The 19,764-nt window shown below is 62.0% G+C and carries 21 protein-coding genes; 11 read left to right on the forward strand and 10 right to left on the reverse strand.

Features of this window, described 5'->3' with window-relative positions:
- Nucleotide 1: 1 nt before the first annotated feature.
- Both X803_RS0108040 and X803_RS0108045 read right to left on the reverse strand, forming a co-directional pair.
- Nucleotides 2-904 (reverse strand): carbohydrate ABC transporter permease, encoded by a 903-nt coding sequence (locus X803_RS0108040; RefSeq protein WP_253907417.1) that lies wholly within the window; start codon nt 902-904, stop codon nt 2-4.
- Nucleotides 901-1,833, reverse strand: a complete 933-nt coding sequence (locus tag X803_RS0108045) for a carbohydrate ABC transporter permease (protein ID WP_051470597.1) — start codon at nt 1,831-1,833, stop codon at nt 901-903. The genes X803_RS0108040 and X803_RS0108045 overlap by 4 nt, the downstream gene beginning before the upstream one ends.
- A 256-nt stretch (nt 1,834-2,089) precedes the next feature.
- Here X803_RS0108045 and X803_RS0108050 point away from each other — a divergent pair, with 256 nt between their 5' ends.
- The gene (locus tag X803_RS0108050) at nt 2,090-2,710 is read left to right on the forward strand and encodes a TetR/AcrR family transcriptional regulator (RefSeq protein WP_026544739.1); all 621 of its coding nucleotides are present in this window, start codon (nt 2,090-2,092) and stop codon (nt 2,708-2,710) included.
- A gap of 114 nt (nt 2,711-2,824) precedes the next feature.
- Here X803_RS0108050 and X803_RS0108055 read toward each other — a convergent pair whose 3' ends face one another.
- The 3 genes from X803_RS0108055 to sigK form a co-directional block, all read right to left on the reverse strand.
- A complete protein-coding gene (locus X803_RS0108055) occupies nt 2,825-3,247 on the reverse strand; it encodes a DUF3151 domain-containing protein (RefSeq protein WP_026544740.1) in 423 nt (140 codons plus the stop codon).
- Nucleotides 3,247-4,266 carry a class II fructose-bisphosphate aldolase gene (gene fbaA / locus X803_RS0108060; protein WP_026544741.1) on the reverse strand — a complete coding sequence of 340 codons (1,020 nt, stop codon included), beginning with the start codon at nt 4,264-4,266 and terminating at the stop codon, nt 3,247-3,249. Before fbaA ends, X803_RS0108055 begins: the two co-directional genes overlap by 1 nt.
- Before the next feature lie 98 nt (nt 4,267-4,364).
- Complete coding sequence (sigK, locus tag X803_RS0108065) at nt 4,365-4,964, reverse strand: ECF RNA polymerase sigma factor SigK (protein ID WP_026544742.1); 600 nt, start codon at nt 4,962-4,964, stop codon at nt 4,365-4,367.
- Nucleotides 4,965-5,139: 175 nt separating this feature from the next.
- On the opposite strand from sigK, the gene X803_RS0108070 reads away from it, so the two are divergent.
- Nucleotides 5,140-5,634 carry a MarR family winged helix-turn-helix transcriptional regulator gene (locus X803_RS0108070; RefSeq protein ID WP_035778310.1) on the forward strand — a complete coding sequence of 165 codons (495 nt, stop codon included), beginning with the start codon at nt 5,140-5,142 and terminating at the stop codon, nt 5,632-5,634.
- Between the two features lie 5 nt (nt 5,635-5,639).
- On the opposite strand, the gene X803_RS0108075 is transcribed toward X803_RS0108070, so the two are convergent.
- Nucleotides 5,640-6,290, reverse strand: a complete 651-nt coding sequence (locus X803_RS0108075; RefSeq protein WP_026544744.1) for a TrmH family RNA methyltransferase — start codon at nt 6,288-6,290, stop codon at nt 5,640-5,642.
- Between the two features lie 69 nt (nt 6,291-6,359).
- Here X803_RS0108075 and X803_RS0108080 point away from each other — a divergent pair, with 69 nt between their 5' ends.
- A complete protein-coding gene (locus X803_RS0108080; RefSeq protein ID WP_026544745.1) occupies nt 6,360-7,139 on the forward strand; it encodes an HAD-IIA family hydrolase in 780 nt (259 codons plus the stop codon).
- A 4-nt stretch (nt 7,140-7,143) separates the two neighbouring features.
- On the opposite strand, the gene X803_RS0108085 is transcribed toward X803_RS0108080, so the two are convergent.
- The 4 genes from X803_RS0108085 to X803_RS0108100 all read right to left on the reverse strand — a co-directional run bounded on the left by X803_RS0108085 (nt 7,144) and on the right by X803_RS0108100 (nt 10,820).
- Complete coding sequence (locus X803_RS0108085) at nt 7,144-7,788, reverse strand: UdgX family uracil-DNA binding protein (RefSeq protein WP_026544746.1); 645 nt, start codon at nt 7,786-7,788, stop codon at nt 7,144-7,146.
- A gap of 66 nt (nt 7,789-7,854) precedes the next feature.
- Nucleotides 7,855-8,850, reverse strand: a complete 996-nt coding sequence (locus tag X803_RS0108090; RefSeq protein WP_026544747.1) for a thioesterase domain-containing protein — start codon at nt 8,848-8,850, stop codon at nt 7,855-7,857.
- The gene (pyrE, locus tag X803_RS0108095) at nt 8,850-9,413 is read right to left on the reverse strand and encodes an orotate phosphoribosyltransferase (protein ID WP_026544748.1); all 564 of its coding nucleotides are present in this window, start codon (nt 9,411-9,413) and stop codon (nt 8,850-8,852) included. Before pyrE ends, X803_RS0108090 begins: the two co-directional genes overlap by 1 nt.
- 90 nt (nt 9,414-9,503) lie before the next feature.
- On the reverse strand, nt 9,504-10,820 hold the full coding sequence (locus tag X803_RS0108100) for an ROK family protein (protein WP_216699046.1): 1,317 nt from the start codon (nt 10,818-10,820) through the stop codon (nt 9,504-9,506).
- A 151-nt stretch (nt 10,821-10,971) separates the two neighbouring features.
- Between X803_RS0108100 and X803_RS0108105 the strand changes: the two genes are divergently transcribed.
- From X803_RS0108105 to X803_RS0108140, 8 genes are read left to right on the forward strand one after another with little or no spacing between them, the layout of a single operon-like run.
- Entirely contained in the window at nt 10,972-12,129 is a 1,158-nt protein-coding gene (locus X803_RS0108105; protein WP_026544750.1) for a substrate-binding domain-containing protein, read from the forward strand.
- Between the two features lie 60 nt (nt 12,130-12,189).
- Nucleotides 12,190-13,695: a sugar ABC transporter ATP-binding protein gene (locus tag X803_RS0108110; RefSeq protein ID WP_026544751.1), complete on the forward strand. Its 1,506-nt coding sequence runs from the start codon at nt 12,190-12,192 to the stop codon at nt 13,693-13,695.
- A gap of 2 nt (nt 13,696-13,697) precedes the next feature.
- A complete protein-coding gene (locus tag X803_RS0108115; RefSeq protein ID WP_026544752.1) occupies nt 13,698-14,672 on the forward strand; it encodes an ABC transporter permease in 975 nt (324 codons plus the stop codon).
- A gap of 5 nt (nt 14,673-14,677) precedes the next feature.
- The gene (locus X803_RS18665) at nt 14,678-15,808 is read left to right on the forward strand and encodes a Gfo/Idh/MocA family protein (protein ID WP_035778311.1); all 1,131 of its coding nucleotides are present in this window, start codon (nt 14,678-14,680) and stop codon (nt 15,806-15,808) included.
- Nucleotides 15,809-15,818: 10 nt separating this feature from the next.
- Nucleotides 15,819-16,640 (forward strand): sugar phosphate isomerase/epimerase family protein, encoded by an 822-nt coding sequence (locus tag X803_RS0108125; protein ID WP_026544753.1) that lies wholly within the window; start codon nt 15,819-15,821, stop codon nt 16,638-16,640.
- Between the two features lie 49 nt (nt 16,641-16,689).
- On the forward strand, nt 16,690-17,862 hold the full coding sequence (locus X803_RS0108130; RefSeq protein ID WP_026544754.1) for a levoglucosan dehydrogenase: 1,173 nt from the start codon (nt 16,690-16,692) through the stop codon (nt 17,860-17,862).
- A gap of 41 nt (nt 17,863-17,903) precedes the next feature.
- Nucleotides 17,904-18,647 carry a sugar phosphate isomerase/epimerase family protein gene (locus tag X803_RS0108135; RefSeq protein ID WP_026544755.1) on the forward strand — a complete coding sequence of 248 codons (744 nt, stop codon included), beginning with the start codon at nt 17,904-17,906 and terminating at the stop codon, nt 18,645-18,647.
- A complete protein-coding gene (locus tag X803_RS0108140) occupies nt 18,644-19,747 on the forward strand; it encodes a Gfo/Idh/MocA family protein (RefSeq protein WP_026544756.1) in 1,104 nt (367 codons plus the stop codon). The genes X803_RS0108135 and X803_RS0108140 overlap by 4 nt, the downstream gene beginning before the upstream one ends.
- The last annotated feature ends 17 nt before the right edge of the window (nt 19,748-19,764 follow it).

Here is a 19,764-nt window from a genome sequence, read left to right on the forward strand (position 1 = left end):
TTTATTTGACGCTTCCGGCGCTGAGTCCGCTGCTCCAGAAGCGCTGCAGGCCCAGGAACGCGATGATGAGCGGGACGATCGAGACCAGCGCCCCGATGATCACGTAGGTACGCAGCTCGGGGATCTGGCTGATCTGGCTGTTCCAGGCATAGAGACCAAGGGTGACCGGGAAGAGCGCCTGGTCACGCAGCATGATCAGCGGCAGGAAGAAGTTGTTCCAGATGGCCACGAACTGGAACAGGAAAATCGTGACGAGAGCCGGCGCCATCAGGCGGGTGGACACCGTAAAGAAAGTCCGCAGCTCACCCGACCCGTCCAGCCGGGCCGCTTCGAGGAGCTCACCGGGCACGCTGGCTGCGGCGTAGATCCGCGCCAGATACACCCCGAACGGGCTGACCAGACTGGGCAGGAACACCGCCCAGTAGGTGTTGGTCAGGTTCACCTCGCTGAAGATCAGGAACAGCGGCAGGGCCAGCGCTGTGGCCGGGACCAGCACACCGCTGAGGACCACGTTGAAGATCGCCTCGCGGCCATTGAACTCGTACTTGGCCAGCGCGTAGCCGCACATGGCCGCAATGATGGTGCCGAGCAGCGCTCCCGCACCGGCATACAGCGCACTGTTGGCCAGCCACTTGACGAACAACCCGTCCTGGTACTGGAACAGTCCGGTGAAGTTGGTGAAGAACGTCGAGATCGAATTCGGGGTGAACCACAGCGGTGCCGTCCCGGTGATCTCGCCCCCGGTCTTCGTCGAGGTGACCAGCAGCCACCAGATCGGGGTCAGGAAATAGAACGTGAAGACGCCCATCACCAGCATCGCGGCTGCACGGGACATCACGTTCTGGCGCGGGCCCCGCGAGTGCGCCTTCTCGGCGGCGGTCAGAGGAACGGTTGGTGTGCTCATTGGGATACCTTCCGCTGGGTGGCCTTCAGGAACACGAAGGAGAGGATGAACGTGGCGAGCGCCAGCACAACTGAGAACGCGGCGGCCAGGTTGTAGTTGGGCACAGACGCCGTGGTGTAGACGGCGAGGTTCGGGGTGTAGGTGCTGCTGATCGCGGAGCTGAAACTGCGCAGCGTCTGCGGCTCAGCGAGCAGCTGCAGCGTGCCGATGATCGAGAACACACCCGTGAGGATGATGGCCGGGGTGACCAGCGGGATCTTGATCCGCCACGCAATCTGCGTATTGGACGCGCCGTCGAGCCGGGCCGCCTCATAGATTTCCGTGGGGATCGCCAGCAGCGAGGCGTAGATAATGAGCATGTTATAGCCCACATACACCCAGGTCACGATGTTCGCGATCGACCACAGCACGAGTGATCCGCCCAGGAAGTTGACCTCCGAGGTCACCGCCCCGAACGGGGACAGCGACGGCGAGTACAGGAATCCCCACATGATGGCGGCAATGACACCGGGCACCGCATACGGGGCGAAGAACGCGAGCCGGAAGAACCGCTTGCCCTTCAGCAGCGGTGAGTCCAGCAGCAGTGCGAACAGTAGCGCCAGGCCAAGCATCACCGGCACCTGCACCACCCCGAACAGGAGAACCCGGCCTACGGAGGCCCAGAAGGCCTGGTCCTGGAAGACGAGCACGTACTGGCTGAACCCGCCGAAGACCTGCTGCGGCGGCCCGAACGTCCCCTCGCGCTCAACCGTCAGGAGCGACTGGATGACCGCGAAGACAATGGGCGCCGCGTAGAAGAGGAGAAAGAGCACGGCGAAGGGTGCAACGAAGACGGCCACCGCCTCGCGTGTGCTGCGTCCCTTATGCGCCGTACGCGGCGATCGCCCGGCCTTGAGCGGCGGGGTATGGGCTTGGTTCAGGGTAGCCATCAGGTGGGCCTCCTTGCCTGTTAGATCGGCGCCTACAGCGCCGACGGTACCTGTGGGAATGGCGACGACGTCAACAACTTCAATCTGAGCGCCAGCTTCCACGCGGGGTGCCGAGTGATAGTTGGTACGCGTTCTCGCCTCATCGTTTCTTGGCGCATTCGCGAAGCGCTGTGTCAATCGTTCGGAATATCGGTATGACAAGAATAACACGAAAGTCGAGTAATTACTCTAGATTAATTCGATCTAAACTTCCTGTATGACCACGAGAACCCCCGCACGCCGAGGCACCCGCGGACCTTACGCCAAAACAGCCGCGCGCCGACGTGAAATTCTTGAGGCGGCGGTATCCATTTTCGGCTCCAAAGGCTATAGCGGTGGGAGCATCCAGGAGGTCGCCGACCAGGCCGGAATAGCCCAAACGACCCTCCTTCATCACTTTCCGACGAAGGAGCAACTCCTCGTGGCGGTTCTTGAGTACCGAGACGAAATCAGTCCCAACACACCGGGCACCCGGGAACATTTCGCTGAGGTAGTAGCCGAGCAGGCAGAAAACAACGAGGGTGTCCCCCACCTGATCGAGCTCTACTCCGTACTGTGCGGCGAGGCGACCACGCGCGACCATCCCGCACGGGAGTATTTCGTCAAGCGCTTTCAACGGCTTCGGGCCGAATACAGCAACGAGCTACGCTATCTGGCCAGCATCGGTCGACTGCGCCCCGGAGTTGATCCGGAAATCGCCGGCCCAACGATCGTTGCCCTTTGGGATGGGATTCAGACCCAATGGCTGTTGAATCCGGAGCAGGTCGACATGCCGGGCACCCTCAAGGCCTATCTGGATCTGATCCTCATCAACCCCGAGCACTCCCCCACCCGATGAATCAGTAGCAACAGAGGGGAACTCCCGCAGAGGCCACACCAAGGACTGAATCCAACCTGGAGACGACAAGGGCCGCCCTCCCTGCCGGGAAGGCGACCCTTCTTTACCGGGACGTCAGGACCCGGAAAGCTTTTCGCTTGCCTCCGGGTCCGACTCCCTCAGGAACTTGGCGATGCGCTCCGCCTCATCGATCTCGCCGATGGAGGCCGCCGCACGGCCCAGCGCATTCAGTGCCCGCAGGAACCCGCGGTTGGGTTCATGCGAGTACGGCACCGGCCCGGCTCCACGCCACCCGTTGCGCCGAAGGGAGTCCAGTCCGCGGTGGTAGCCGGTCCGTGCGTAGGCATAGGACTCGATGGTCCGGCCTTCGCGGTACGCCTCGTCGGCCAGAATGGCCCACACCAACGACGACGTCGGGTGCCTGGCTGCCAGATCGACAGCCTCCTCCCCTGCCGCCAGCCGCGCCACGACGTCGGGCTCCTCGGGAAGAAGGGTGGGCTCCGGCCCAAGCAGGTTCTTGCGGAACTCGTCCGACATCAGAGCTTCTTGCCGGCTGAACCGAGCGACTTTGCTGCCTCGACAACGCGGGCCGCCAGCCCTGCTTCCGCGGATGCGCCCCACACGCGTGGGTCATAGGTCTTCTTGTTGCCGACCTCACCGTCAACCTTCAGAACGCCGTCGTAGTTCTTGAACATGTGGTCGGCAACCGGGCGGGTGAATGCGTACTGGGTATCGGTGTCGATGTTCATTTTGATGACGCCGTAGGACACGGCGTCAGCGATTTCCTGGTCGCTGGAGCCGGATCCGCCGTGGAACACCAGGTCGAACGGCTTGTCCTTGCCGATCTTGGCGCCCACCTGCTCCTGGATGTCCTTCAGGATCTCCGGGCGCAGCTTCACGCCGCCCGGCTTGTACACACCGTGCACGTTGCCGAAGGTGAGCGCGGTGATGTAGCGGCCGTTCTCGCCAGATCCCAGCGCGTCAACGGTGGCCAGCGCGTCATCGACCGTGGTGTAGAGCTTGTCGTTAATGGCGTTCTCCACGCCGTCTTCCTCGCCGCCCACGGTACCGATTTCCACCTCGAGGATGATCTTCGCCGCAGCAGCCCTGGGCAGGATCTCCCGCGCAATCCGCAGATTCTCCTCGAGAGTTTCGGCGGAACCGTCCCACATGTGGGACTGGAACAGCGGATCCTCGCCGCGCTTGACGGCTTCCTCGGAGGCCGCCAGCAGCGGCATCACGAACTCGTCCAGCTTGTCCTTGGGGCAGTGGTCGGTGTGGAGCGCGATGTTCACGTCATAGCTCTTGGCCACCTCGCGGGCGAAGGCCGCGAAGCCGAGGGAACCGGTGACCATGTTCTTCACAGATGCGCCGGACCAGTAGGCCGCGCCGCCGGTAGAGACCTGGATGATGCCGTCGGATCCGGCGTCAGCGAATCCGCGGATGGCCGCGTTGAGGGTCTGTGAGGACGTCACGTTCACCGCGGGGTAGGCAAAGCCGCCTGCCTTCGCGCGGTCGATCATCTCGGCGTAACTGTCCGGTGTGGCGATGGGCATGGCAACTCCTCGTATGGGTTTTGGGCGACCTAGGCTTCATGGGACATGAAGCCTCACTCCTGTCCCATCCTAACGAGGGCGCTAATTGCGCGGAAACCTTACGACGCAAGCGATGAATCGGGTTCGAGCGCGCTTCTCAGACGCCCCAGCCCATCCCGGATCCTGGCTTTCACCGTTCCGAGGGGAGCCTCCAGCGCCTCGGCAACCTGGGCATAGGTGAGCCCCCGGTAATAGGCCATCTCGATGGCCTGCCTCTGCTTGTCGGTCAGGGCACTGAAGGCAGCCCTCACCGCAAGGGACTCGTCCCGGGCCATGACCGACTCGGTCACCTCATCGAAGGGAGTGCCGGTTTCCGTCTCCGACCAGCGGTTGAGCCTGTCCCGGTGTGCCTGCTCCGAGCGGATCCTGTCCACTGCGCGGCGGTGCGCAAGTGTCATGAGCCAGGCCATCGGCGACCCGAGGTGCGGGGAAAATTCGGCGGCCTTGTTCCAGACCTGAAGGAAGACCTCCTGTGTCACCTCTTCGGAAATCGCCGGGTCAACCACGATCCTCCGCACCAGTCCGAAGATTCGCGCACTGGTGGAACGGTACAGCTCGGTGAACGATGCCTCATCCCCATTGCCTGTCTGCTGCAGCAGCCAGGCAAGGTCGGGTTCTCCAGTAGGCGCCGCCGATGGGGCTTCCCCGGTGCAGGTCATCGCTGGAGTGGCATCGGGATGCCGGACTGCCCGGGGGTGACGGTGAGCGACATTGCCGTACTTCCAATCTCAATTACTAGCTTAGCTAGTAGTTCATCCTTCGTTTCACTAGGAAACCTACCTAGTAGGTGACCATCCTGCAAGCCTGCCTAGTGAAAATGCTAGGATGGCCGCTATGAGCACCATTCCGGATTTACCCACCCGATCCACGGGCTACTGGTATGGGCGGGCCGCTGCGGACCTCGACGTGCTCAACGCTCTTCGCGACTACCGGGCCGCGGAAACGGCCATGCGGCGCCGGACACGCTCGTCCATGGGAATGAACGAGACGGACCTGTTGGCCCTCCGGTACCTTCTGGAAGCCCAGTATGCCGGCCGGGAAGTCAGCCCCAAGGAGCTCACGGCGAAGCTTGGGATATCCTCCGCGGCCACCACCACCCTGATTGACCGGCTGGCGCGGAGCGGCCATGTACGTCGCAAGCCCCACCCCCGGGACCGCCGCGCTCTAGTGCTCGAGGCGAGCGCCGAGTCGGGCGCCGAGGTGCGCCAGACCATGGGAACCATGCATACGCGAATGGTGGAGGTGGCCCGGTCCCTCCCACCGGAGGATGCCGCCGTCGTCGTCGATTTCCTGATGCGCATGCGGGAAGCAGTCGACCAGATCGACTGAGGACATCAGGACAGCTGGGAGCCCACCCGCTGGTTGAACACGTGGCGGCGCACCCAGCCGTGCATGGCGATTGCTGCCGCCGCCGAGGCGTTGATTGACCGGGTGGACCCGAACTGGGCGATGGACAGCGTAGCGTCCGCAGCCGCATGGACCTCGGCTGTGAGTCCCGGTCCTTCCTGGCCGAAGACGAGGACGCAGTCGCGCGGCAGGTCGTACGTTTCCAGCGGCACGGAGTCCGGAAAGTTGTCGATCCCGATGACCCTCAGCCCCGCCGACTGCGCCCACACGACGAATTCCTCCACCGTGGGATGGTGGCGGACATGCTGGTAGCGGTCGGTGACCATGGCGCCGCGCCGGTTCCACCGGCGTCGTCCGATGATGTGGACTTCACGCGCAAGGAAAGCATTGGCGGTGCGCACCACCGAACCGATGTTGAGATCGTGCTGCCAGTTCTCAATGGCGACGTGGAAGTTGTGCCGCCGGGAATCGAGGTCCGCGACGATGGCCTCGTGCTTCCAGTAGCGGTATTCGTCAACAACGTTGCGGGTGTCGCCGTGCGCGAGCAGCTCCGCATCCCATTGCGGACCGGAGGGCCAGACGCCCTCCCATGGCCCGACGCCCACTGTTCCCGGAGGGTTCTCCACGGTTTCTTCCACCCCCCAAGACTAAGGTGAAAGACTGTTCCCGGGTTCATGCCCAATCCAACGTCGTCACGGAAGAAGCGAATGCGCGAAAACGAACACATTGAGTGCTGGCTGACCGATATGGATGGCGTCCTGGTCCATGAGAACCAGGCGATTCCCGGAGCCGCGGAACTGATCGACCGCTGGGTGGCAACCTCCCGCCGGTTCCTGGTCCTCACCAACAACTCGATCTACACCCCGCGTGACCTCGCCGCCCGGCTGAAGGCATCAGGGCTTGAGGTGCCGGAGGAGAACCTGTGGACGTCAGCCCTCGCCACCGCACAGTTCCTGCAGGACCAGTTGCCCGGCGGGCGCGCCTATGTGATCGGTGAGGCCGGACTGACGACGGCGCTGCATGAGGCAGGCTTTGTGCTCACCGACCAGAACCCGGACTACGTGGTGCTCGGGGAAACCCGCACCTACTCGTTCGAGGCGATCACCAAGGCCATCCGGCTGATCCTCGACGGTGCGCGGTTCATCGCCACCAACCCGGATACCACCGGCCCGTCGAAGGAGGGTCCGTTGCCGGCCACCGGCGCAATAGCGGCGCTCATCACCGCGGCCACCAACCGTGAACCCTACATTGTGGGCAAGCCCAACCCGATGATGTTCCGCTCCGCCATGAACCAGATCGACGCGCATTCGGAGACAACCGCGATGATCGGCGACCGCATGGACACGGACATCATCGCCGGCATGGAGGCCGGACTGCACACCGTGCTGGTGCTCACGGGCATTACGCAGCGCTCCGACATCGAAGCCTTCCCGTTCCGGCCGGCGCAGATTGTGGACTCGGTCCAGGACCTGATCGAGCAGGTGTAACACCTCAGCCGAGCGCTGCGTCCCTCGCCACGACCAGATCGGCCACCAGTTCCCCGAGAGCCGGTTCGCGGTCTTCCGCGTTGCGCAGGCGAAGCAGCGCGGAGGGGTGGGTGGTGAGCAGCACCTGCGCCGGCGCAACGCCCTCCGGACCTTCCATGAGGATGCCGCGTTCAGCGCCCACCCGGACCGGCCGGCCGAGCACAGCCCGTCCCGCCGTTGCCCCTAGACAGACCACGACGACGGGGCGCACTGCCTGAAGTTCCGCCTGCAGCCACGGCAGGCAGGCAGTGATGTGTCCGACGTCGGGCTTCTTGTGGATGCGCGCCTTGCCGCGGCGCTCGAACCGGAAGTGTTTGACTGCGTTGGTGAGGTACACGGACCGGGTTTCAATCCCGGCGGCAGCGAGGGCGTCCGCGAGCAGCCGCCCGGCGGGCCCCACGAATGGGCGGCCGCGCTGGTCTTCCTGGTCTCCCGGCTGCTCGCCCACCAGCATGAGGGCGGCCTTCTGCGGGCCGGCGGAGAACACCACCTGCGTTGCGTCCCGGAAGAGTTCGCAGCCGCGGCAGTTCCCGGCGGCCTCGGCCAGCGCTTTCACGGCACTGGTTTCGGGCACCCACTGCCCTGCTCCGGGGCGTTCCTCGTCCACCATTCCGGCCTCCTCACCGTGCGTGTCCTGAGGCGACTATAGGCAGGTTTCGCCTCCTGTGCACCGGTGCTAGAAGATGCTCTTTGTCGCTCCGCCGGTGGGAATGGGCAGGAATTCCTGCTGCAGCTTCCGCGCTACCGCCTGGTAAATGAGCGGATTCCACTGGGGGCTCGCGTGCGCCGGCAGGGCGCCTTCGGTGACCAGGTCCGCGGAGACCATATTCTCCGGGAAGGCCGCCGCCCAGCCCGGCCGCGCCGTCGCATAATCCACCGTCCGGTCATTCGGGTTGCCGACAAACGCGAGCTCCGTAGCGCCGAGGCTGAACCGGGCGACGTTGTAGTGGAAGATGTAGGACGCCTGGGACTGGATCAGCACGCTCGAGGGAGCGAAGGGCGAGAGCTGCTCAAGCGTCTGGTCAACGATCTGCGCCCACGTGCGCTCGTTCTTGTGCACGATGCGTTCGGCGAGCTCGTACCCGCCGCGCAGCACCGTGGGAACACGGTAGCCGGCCTCGTAAAGGTAGACGACGCCGTCGAACATGGTCTGGTCAACAACGTCGAAACGGGCGTGAGGGCTCGAATCGAGCATGATGAAGCGCACGTCCACGCCCACCTCCCGGAGACGGGAGGCCACCTCTACCGCCACCATTCCACCGAAGCTGTGGCCGTAGAAATAGAGCGTGTCGATCTGCTGGGTGCGGATATAGCGCCGCAGCGAACCAACGATCGTCGACACGTCCAAGCCGCGGTTGGAGTAGCCCATCACGGCAAGCCGGGCACGTCTGCTCAGCACCGGACGGAGGGAGTTCATGATCCAGACTCCCTCTTCCCAGCTGGTCTTGTAGCCGGGGAAGAGGATCCAGCGGGCGTTGGGGAACGTGGCGTCGGCGTAGTCATCCGCCACGGGGATGATGGAGAGTTCCTCGCGGGCTTCCTGGATCTGCCGCGTGACAAAGAGGTCGGTGGCCAGGGCGAGGCCGAGGGCTGAACCGGTGAGGAATCTCCTGCGTGACATGCCCTTCAGGCCATGCGCGTACTCCAGGAGCCGCTGGGGATCGTTGGTCATTACTCCAGACCGAGTTCATCCTTGCTGTAGGCGAAGAGGTAGGGAACTCCGGCCTCCGCCTCGATCCGCTCCTTCGACCCGGTGTCCCGGTCCACGATGACCGCGACCGCCTTGACGTTGCCGCCGGCCTTCCGCACTCCCTCCACGGCGGTCAGTGCCGACCCGCCGGTGGTGGAGGTGTCTTCAAGAACGACGACGTCGCGCCCGGCGACATCCGGGCCCTCCACCTGGCGGCCCATCCCGTACGTCTTCTGTGCCTTGCGGACAACAAACGCGTCGATGGCGCGCTCTTCACGCGCGGCTACGTGCATCAGAGCGGTTCCCACCGGATCCGCTCCCATGGTCAGGCCACCCGCACTCTGGAAAGTGATGCCCGCGTTGTCCAGCAGTTCGAGCATGACCTGGCCGACCAGCGCTGATGCTTCATGGTGGAGGGTCACACGGCGCAGATCGATGTAGTAGTCCGCTTCCTTGCCGCTGGAGAGCGTCACCTTCCCCCTCACCACCGCCAGTTCCAGGATGAGATCGCGGAGTCGGTCACGGGCGGTGGGGATATCGGTCATGGCAATCAGTTTAGTAGGAGGGCCCGCGGGGTTCCCGTCGGCGTCGATTTGCGGAGGTTTGCCGGGTAGCTGAGCGTGCAGTCAGGACATTCAGCCGCGAGGAGTCCGTTCGACAAGACCGGGATATCCAGCAGGTGACCCGAGGGGGAACCAACGCTGAAACAGGGCCGGGGAGAAGATCTGGTCTAAGACCATAAACGCTGCCCCCCTAAGGCCCGCGTGATCAGAGTTCATAGACGGAAGGATACGAAGTGATCGCGTCGCCAATGGAAGAGAACGCTCGAGAATTGTTGTCCGGATTTGTGCAAGGTAAAAGTCGCCGGCCCCGATTACGCCTCCGCAGAGCAGGACCAAGGACGGGTTGAAAAGGTTCACAAGGGTGGATACTGCTTCACCGACCATCGCAGCAGACTCCTGTAAGAGATCCCGGGCTACTGCGTCACCACGACCTGCTGCGTCAGCTACGTCCTCGGCGCTTACGGACCCGGAGGCGTGGAGCCTTGCAGCCAGTAAGGCGCTGTTTCCGGCCCGCGCCACCTGCTCGCCGCGCATTCCTACCGCTGTGCCTCCTGCGAGTGCTTCGAGGCACCCCCTTTTCCCGCAGCGGCAGACCACTGCACTGGAATCTGAAGACACAATATGCCCAATGTCACCGGCACTGCCTTGGGCTCCGCGATGGAGGCGACCTTGCGAAACTAACCCAGCGCCGATTCCAGAACCCACCTTAAGACAGATAAAGTCAAGGTCACTTTTCGCCAGACCACTGCGAAGTTCACCCAAAGCGATGAGATTTACATCGTTGTCGGCCCAAACCGGGGCGTTGTACCTGGAGGAGAAGTAAGCCCTGACATCAAACCCGTTCCATCCCGGCATTATGGGCGGCACCACGGGCTGGCCGGTTGCAAATTCGACAGGCCCTGGAAGCCCGATGCCGATCCCCCACACCATCGCGCCGCCTTCGCGCGCGCTCAGCATCTTCGCGAAGAGCTCATTTACGCGGCTAAGAGCAACCTCAGGCCCATCTGTGATGTCGGCGTCCTCCACATGGACGTGGGAAAGATTGCCTGCAAGATCTGAGATCGCCACTGCAAGGCTTGTCGCACCAAGTTGTGCACTCAATATCAGCCCCGCCTCGGCGCAAAACGTTATCCGACGAGGAGCTCGGCCACCGTTGGAACGGGCCAGATTTCCCTCCCGGAACAACCCGGCTTCCTGCAAGGTCGAGACCCGTTGCGCAACAACATTGCGGCCCAGGCCGCTGCACTCGACCAACTCCGGGCGGGTAGAAGCCTTACCCGATCGCACCGCCTCGAGGAGGGAAAGCAGTCCTCGGACGTGGTCCAGAGTGCGCTCCCCCTCATCCAGTACTCCCATGAGTGCCGTCCCTTTCTTTTCGTCCTCGATCATAGTTTAGTACATAAGGGGTTGACTTTTGCATGATTCGTGCATAAGTTGTGATGTGTTCCACTAATCACTGAATCAGCAAGGACAGAAAAGGGTCCCTGATTCAAGCCGCTGCCGTTCCTTTGGCCTGAATGGCACCACCTCTGGGAGATCAATGATGAAACTCACCTATCGTCTAGCTGCGCTGGCAGCCTCGGCCGCACTCGCCGCGACCGGTTGCAGCACAACGAGCACCGCGACATCCAGCGAAAACGCCGATATAAGCGAAAAAGCCAATGCAGCGTTGGCGGAAATTTCGGAGTCCGTCCTAAGCGCCGGCCCGAACGGAGAGGAGGCGACCCCAGCCAGTGAAGTGGAACTCACCGAAGAAGACGTAGCAGCGGTCAGCGCCCTAGGCGCAAAGGCGGCAATTGTCATGCACTACGGCGGCAACGACTGGGCCACCGCGCAAGTCAATGGTCTCCGGAGCGAGTTTGAACGTCTCGGGATTGAAGTCACCGCCGTCACCGACGCCGACTTCAAGCCGGACAAGCAGGTCTCCGACCTGGAGACTGTGATGGTTCAGGACCCCGATATCATCGTTTCAATTCCGACTGATCCGGTCGCTACATCCGCCGCATACAAGCGGGCTGCCGATGCCGGAATTGAGCTGGTATTTATGGACAATGTCCCGCAAGGCCTGACAGCCGGCGAAGACTATGCTTCGGTGGTTTCTGCGGACAATTACGGCAATGGGGTGGCCTCGGCACACCTCATGGCTCGCGAGCTCGGCGGGCAGGGACAGATCGGGCTCATTTACCACGAAGCAGACTTCTTCGTGACACAACAAAGGTATGACGGCTTCAAAGAAACCGTCACCAGTGAATACCCAGACATCGAAATCGTTGAGGAGCAGGGTATCGCCGGCCCGGATTTCGCGGGCGATGCACAGGGTGCGGCCAACGCAATGATTACTCAATATCCAAACCTTGCAGGTATCTGGGCTGTATGGGACGTCCCGGCTGAAGGTGTCATGGCAGCCGCACGCGCTGCAGGTCGCGCCGATTTGAAAATCGCCACCGAGGATCTTGGCAAGAACGTGGCCATTGCACTTGCAAAGGACGAGCTCGTGATCGGGCTTGGAGCTCAGGTGCCATTCGATCAGGGAGTCACGGAGGCTCGTCTTGCGGCGTTGGCGCTGCTCGGCCGCGAAACACCCCCTTATGTTGCGCTCAGCTCGCTCCCCGTTGATCACGAAAACGTGCTGGAAGCTTGGGAGCAGGTTTACCACGAGGAAGCACCGCAAGACTTGCGGGACTCCTACAAGGACTAGGACTGGCGAACCCCGGGGGCCTAAGCGGTACTGGCCCCCGGGCAAACGAAAGGTAAGGCCATGACCGAAAAGGTCAAAGCAGTCCACATGCGGTCCATCTCTAAAAGCTTTGGTGGCGTGCCTGTTCTTCAGGATGTTGACTTCGACGTCGTCGCCGGTGAAGTGCACGCCCTTGCTGGCGGTAACGGGGCGGGCAAGTCCACACTGATGAAAATCCTCCAAGGCGTGTACCAACTGGATTCCGGTGAAGTGGAGATTTCCGGCGAGAAGACTTCGTTGAGCTCTATCCACGACGCAAAGGCAGCGGGCATTGGGATGGTGTTCCAGGAATTCAGCCTCGTGCCGGCACTCACGGTCGCGCAGAACATTTTCCTTGGGGTCGAGCCAATGAACCGAGGCCTCATACAGGACCATGAATCGGTACGTCGGGCAGCGAAGATCTTCGAGGAAATGGAGGTCGCTGTCGATCCGAGAGCGACCATTGCCGATCTTGGAACCGCGTATTGGCAGTTGACGGAAATCGCGAAGGCACTGGCTCAAAACGCAACGGTACTCATCATGGATGAGCCGACCGCCAGCCTTGCCCGCCACGAGGCAGAGGCGCTTTTCGAACTTGTTGACCGGCTCAAAAAGCGCGGAATATCCATCATCTATATCTCACACAGAATGGACGAGGTGTACCGCATTGCGGATCGCATCACCGTACTCCGCGATGGCCGATGGTTGTTTACCAAGGCGCTTACAGAGGTGACTCCCGAAGAAATTGTCGAGGGCATCGTCGGGAAGAAAATCGAAGGGCAACTCGCCTACCAGGCGCGCCATATCTCAACCAGTGAAGGAGCGCCCCTGATTGAGATCGAAGGGCTCACCGCTGGTGACCGGGTGCGCAATGTGACCTTGTCTGTCCGTCCCGGTGAGATTATCGGCCTTGCTGGTCTGATGGGTAGCGGTCGCACTGAACTGACCCGGGCCATTTTCGGGATTGACCGGGTAAGCAGCGGAACCATCAAAATCCGTGGGGAAAAAATGAGCATAAGCAATCCCCGCGACGCTATGGATGCAGGGATCGCGCTGATACCCGAGGACCGCCGCGAACAGGGCCTGGTCCTCGACCACTCAGTTCGTGAAAATCTGTTGCTTCCGCTTCTGGACCGCGTCAAGAGTGGACCATTCATCAATCGAGCGGCGGCAAAGTCGCTATCCTCCTCACTGCTCGAGCGCTTCGCCGTCAAAACTTCCCACCCCGACAAATCAGTGCGTCTCCTGTCGGGAGGCAATCAGCAGAAAGTCGTCCTCGCCAAGTGGCTCGGCACAGAACCGGACATCCTCATTTTGGATGAACCGACCGCCGGGGTCGATATCGGAACTAAAAGCGAAATTCTTACCGCAATCAGAGCGATAGCCGATGAAGGTAAAGCGGTGATCGTGATCTCTTCCGAGTATCCAGAGCTCCTCGCGGTCAGTGACCGCGTCCTCATTCTCAAAGCCGGATCCATTTCGGCGGAACTCGACCGGGCTGAGATCCCAGACGAGGAATACCTTCAACTCGCAGTCCAAGGAGTCTGATCATGAATGTCACACCAAGAGCAGTTTTATCTACATCGCAGATGAGCCAACGAGCTAAAGGGCTCGACTGGCGACGGTATGTCATCTACATCGGATTCGTTGTGGTCTTCCTCCTCTTCGCGATTTTACTGGGCGACCAGGGGTTCCTGAGCAGCAACAACCTCCTCAACATCTTCAGGCAAACCGCGACCATCACCGTCATCGCGGTCGGTATGACATACGTCATTGCGTGCGCGGAAATCGACCTCAGCGTGGGGTCGGTAGCCGGTCTATCGAGCGTATGTGCCGCCATGGCCATCGCACAGTGGGGACTTCTGCCCGGCATAGCCGCCGGCCTGGGCGTCGGCTTGGCTGTGGGCGCGATCAATGGTGCGCTGGTCAGCCTTCTGAGCATTCCCTCCTTCCTTGTAACTCTCGGCATGCTCGGCATCGCTGCCGGCGTCGCACAATGGATCACCGCCTCTGCTCCGCAACCCATCCTGAATGGGACCTTTAACATGCTTTTTGGATCCGGAAACGTGGGACCGATACCAGGGCTGCTGTTCTGGAGTCTGGCATTCGTTGCTATTGGTGCGGTTGTCATGTCCCGGACGAAGTTCGGTCGCCAGGTTGTGGCCACAGGAGGAAATCGCACGGCCGCGGAATTCACCGGCATCAATACCAAGAAAATCAAGTTTCAGGTTCTCCTAATCTCGGGTGGTGCCGCTGGCATCGCCGGCATGTTATATGCGGGGCGCCTGCAGTCCGGGAGGTTCCAGTGGGGGGAAGGTGACGAGCTTTCGGCTATCGCTGCAGTCATTCTTGGCGGAACCAGCCTGTTCGGCGGACATGGACGGGTGGTCGGCACCCTTGTCGGAGCCCTGCTCATAGGCCTAATCAACAACGGCCTCATCCTCGCGGGACTTGAGAGTAGCCAACAGCAAGTGGTCCGTGGCGCCATCATTATTCTGGCCGTCGCACTCGCGAGGAAGAAGTAATGGCAATGAATTCACCAGTCCGAGCAGGCATTATCGGCACAGGATTCATGGGTGGAGTCCACGCACAGGCCATTAGGACCGCCGGTGGCACCGTGACCAGGGTGTCGGGCAGTTCCTCCGCCAAAGCTGACTCCTTCGCCCGCCGTATAGGCGCCAAGAGCGTAGCATCCACCGCAGACGCTCTTATTGAGTCCGACGACGTGGACGTTGTCCATATCTGCACCCCCAACAACTCGCATGCTGAGCTCGCGCTCAAAGTGATCGAAGCAGGCAAAGCAGTGGTGTGCGAAAAGCCCCTGGCCACAAGCGTTGCTGAGGCGCAGGCTCTCAGCGCAGCGGCCGACGCAGCGGGTACAGTCACAGCTGTCCCTTTCGTCTACCGCTTCTATCCAGCGATAAGGGAAGCGCGGGCGCGGATCCTCTCCGGTGAGAGTGGCAATCTTTGGCTTCTGCATGGCTCCTACCTCCAAGACTGGCTGAGCACCGACGACGCAGCCAATTGGAGGGTCAATCCGGAGCTGGGCGGAGGGTCCCGGGCGTTTGGCGATATTGGTGTTCACTGGTGTGACCTGATGGAGTTTGTCACCGGCCATCGGATTGTGCGACTGACAGCAACCGTCTCAAATGCGTTCCCGCGTCGTGCTATGGAAGGGGGGATGAAAACCGTTATGACCGAGGACGGTGCGAACATCCTCTTCGAAACCGACCAGGGAGCATCAGGCTCGCTCGTTATCAGTCAGGTGTCGCCGGGACGGAAGAACCGGCTTTGGTTCTCCTTCGACGGCACCGCAGCGTCCTACAGCTTTGACCAGGAAAACCCCGGGAATCTTTGGATTGGTGGCAGTAGATCCACGCGGATTTTGCCCTCAGGCAATGACAGTCTCGGGGCGTCCGCTTCGGCCGAGTACGCGTTCCTGCCGGCGGGTCACCCGCAGGGCTATCAGGACTGTTTCAACGCGTTTGTGGGGGACATGCACGCAGCCATACATGGGAAACGGCCGGAAGGGCTTCCCTCGTTCGCCGACGGCCTGCGTTCAGCGCAACTCACCGAAGCTGTCCTTGCCTCCGCGGCCTCGCGTTCCTGGGCCGAGATCCCCCTGCCGGTCAAAGCCCCCAGGTACCAATCAATCTCTTGAAAGGCTAGTCATGAAACTCGGATATCACTCGATAACCTGGGGTGGAGTTATCGGCCACCCAGTCGGCGTCACCAGCATCAAAGACCTCTTCTACCGAACCAATGGGTCCATGGAGGATGCCATCCGCGACATCTCTGCAGCCGGATACGCAGGCACCGAGATGTTCGATGGCAACCTTGTGGACTATGCCGATCAACCCCAGGTACTCATCGACGCACTTGAAGATGCAAACCTTGAGCTTGTAAGCGTCTACAGCGGGGCGAACTTCATCTATGCGGATGTTCTTCCCGATGAATTGCATCGCATCCACCGCGCATCCGAACTGGCCGCAACCTTCGGCGCCGAGCGCCTCGTAGTAGGCGGAGGTGCCAGGAAAGCTGCCGGGACCAGCGATGATGACTATCTGCGACTGGGCGATGCCCTGAACCAAGTCACCGATATCGCCGCCGGATACGGGCTCTCCGCCACGTACCACCCGCACCGGTCAACGATCGTAGAAAGCCCTGATGAGCTGGAACGCCTTATGGGCAAGACGCGTATCGGTTTCTGCCCGGACACCGCCCACCTAGCCGCGGGGGGTGGGGACCCGGCAGCACTGATCCGCCGGTACCCTGACCGTGTCCGACACGTCCACCTCAAAGACGTTCGCCTGGACCCATTCCAGTTCCTGCCGCTGGGTGAGGGGGATCTGGACTTCCCCGACATCATCCGGGCAATCCGCGAATCCGGGTACGACAGTTGGCTGATGGTGGAGCTCGATTCCTACGACGGTCACCCGAAAGTGGCCGCGGAAATCAGCAAGAAGTACCTCGACCAGCTCCTGAAGGACTAGAACTTCTAACAACGTTTTGCCAATCGTTACAGCAAAGGAAAAAGACATCATGCGCAATTTGAACGTAGGACTTATCGGTGGCGGCTTCATGGGCAAAGCGCACTCGCTCGCTTATGCAGCCATGCCAATGTTCTTTTGGCCGGCGCCGGCACAGCCTGTCCGTAAGACGATCGCCGAGGCAACGCCCGAACTCGCCAATGAGGCAGCGCGCCGTTTTGGGTTCGAGCGGTCCACGTCGGACTGGCGAAGCATCATCGACGATCCGGAAATCGATGTGGTTGATATAGCCACGCCGAATCATCTTCACGCAGAAATCGCGATCGCAGCGGCAGAAGCCGGCAAGCACATCATCTGTGAGAAGCCGCTGGCGCGTACTGGGGAAGAATCGAAAGCCATGTACGACGCCGTGAAAAACACGGATTTGGTGCACATGGTTGCATTCAATTATCGCCGCACCCCCGCTGTTGCCCTAGCCAAAAAATACATTGACGAAGGGGCGATTGGTCGAATCACAAACTTCCGCGGCACATACCTCCAGGACTGGAGCGCCGATCCTTCGTCGCCCCTGTCCTGGCGATTCCAAAAATCCATTGCTGGCTCCGGAGCGCTCGGCGACATCGGGACGCACGTCATCGACATGGCACGTTACCTGGTGGGTGAAGTGGCTGCCGTAAATGCGGTTATGTCGACCTTCATCTCTGAGCGGCCGCTGCAGAGCGGGGGTGCCGATTCCCTGGGCAAGGCCCGTGAATCGGAAGGGCCAAAGGGCGCCGTAGATGTAGACGACGAGTTCATGACGCTGGTTCGCTTCGATAATGGCGCCGTGGGCTCCGTCGAAGCGACCCGCAATGCGCACGGCCGGAACAATTTCCTGACCTTCGAAATCCACGGAACCGAGGGCAGCATCCTGTTCAACTACGAGCGCAGGGACGAACTTCAGGTTTGCTTTGCCGGCGACCCGGCCGACCGCAAGGGGTTCAGAACGGTGTACACAGGCCCAGCCCATCCCTATGGTGACGGCCTGTGGCCCATTCCTGCTCTGGGCATCGGCTACGGCGAAACCAAGATCATCGAAGCCTTTGACTTCTTCAGCGCCATCGCCAACGGCGGGTCGGTCAGTCCAAACTTCGCGGACGGCTATCAGGTGGCCCTCATCGATGACGCAATAATCCAGTCGGCCCAATCGGACGAATGGGTAAAAGTTCCGCGGATCGAAAGCTGACATGAACGGGCGACCCTCCGCGCCCGCGAAAGGATCTACCCATGCCTACTCCGCCCCTTTCAGTTCAGCTCTACACAGTCCGCGAAGCCCTCGACGCCGACTTCGACGGCACCATCGACAGGATTGCCTCGATCGGTTTCGAACGGGTCGAGCCATACAACTTCGCGGCAAACACCGAAGCACTTGCGTCGGCCCTGGCCCGTAACGGTCTCACCGCTCCGTCCGGCCACGCGCCGCTGCTGAGCGGGGACCGTGACCTGATCTTCGAGGCGGCACGCACGCTGGGCATCGGTACTGTGATCGACCCGTTCGTTGACCCGGCCCGCTGGAGCACGGAAGAGGCGATTGCGCAGACCGCACAGGCTCTCAATGAGGTGGCCGCCCTGGGGGGCGAGTACGGCGTTACGGTCGGTTACCACAACCACTGGTGGGAGGTGGAAACCGACTTCGGCGGCCGCACCGGACTGGAGTTGCTCGCCGAAAGGCTCGATCCCGCCGTCGTGCTTGAAGTGGACACCTACTGGGCGGCGGTGGGTGGGCAGGATCCGGCGGAGCTGCTCGGGAAGCTCGGTGACCGCGTCCGGTTTATCCACATCAAGGACGGGGCGGTCGACCGGGACAACAAGTCGCAGGTCGCCGTGGGTTCCGGTCGCATGGACATCCCGGCCGTCCTGGCTGCCGCTTCCTCCGTTGAGGTGGGCGTCGTCGAGCTCGATGACAGCGCAGGTGACCTGTTCCAGGCCCTTGAGGAGAGCCTGCGTTACCTGAACGGCGCCAGCGCATGAGCGGGCCGGTGCGCGTCGGCATCATTGGCGCCGGGGTGATCAGCAAGGAATACCTGACCAACCTCACCGCATTTCCCGATATCCAGGTCCAGATTGTCGCGGACCTGTTTCCGGAGGCGGCCCAGGCACGTGCCGAGGAGTTCGGGATCCCAGCCTTTGGACCGGTTGAGGACGCACTGCAGCATCCCGGCGTCGAGATCATCGTCAACCTCACCACTCCCGCCGCACACGTGCCGGTCGCCCTCAGTGCTGTGGCTGCCGGCAAGCACGTGTGGAGCGAGAAGCCGTTCTCCCTCGACCGGGAGTCCGGGCAGACTCTTCTGAAGTCAGCGTCCGACGCCGGTGTGCGGCTGGGGTGCGCCCCTGACACTTTCCTCGGCGCCGGGCTGCAGACCGGCCTGCGCATGATCCAGCGCGGCGATATCGGTGTGCCGCTGACGGCGCTGACCCTCATGCAGTCCCCCGGCCCCGAAGCCTGGCACCCCAACCCTGCCTTCCTGTTTCAGGAGGGGGCAGGCCCGCTGTTCGACATGGGCCCGTACTACCTCACCACCCTCGTGCAGGCCTTTGGCGCGGTCCAGACGGTAGCGGCCCTGGGCTCCCGGTCACGCGAGACGCGCATCATCGGCTCCGGGCCACGTGCCGGGGAGGAGTTCGCGGTCACGGTGCCCACCCATGTGAGCGCTCTGGCCCAGTTTGAGGGCGGCGCGTCCTCCATGAGCACCTTCAGCTTCGATTCGCCGCTGCCCCGCCACGGTTTCGTGGAGATCACCGGCTCCGAAGCCACCATCGCCTTCCCGGATCCGAACCGGTTCGACGGCGACATCCGCCTTCACCGTCGCGGCGCCGAAGACTGGGAGACCCTGCCGTCCGTCGGATCCACCTATGGTCGGGGCAGCGGTGTCCTGGACCTGGCCCGGTCCATTCGCGCCGGAATCCCGCACCGCGCACAGGGCGAAACAGCGTTCCATGTCCTGGACACCATGGCCTCCATCACCGAATCAGTGGAGACCGGGACCTTTGTTGAGGTCGGCAGTTCCGCGGTGGCTGCTGAGCCGCTGCCCGAAGACTGGGATCCGACCGCCCGCACGCTTTCCTGACCAAAACACGAAGGAGA

The sequence above is a fragment of the Arthrobacter sp. 35/47 genome (genome assembly GCF_000520475.1).
Classification (GTDB): Bacteria; Actinomycetota; Actinomycetes; order Actinomycetales; family Micrococcaceae; genus Arthrobacter_D; species Arthrobacter_D subterraneus.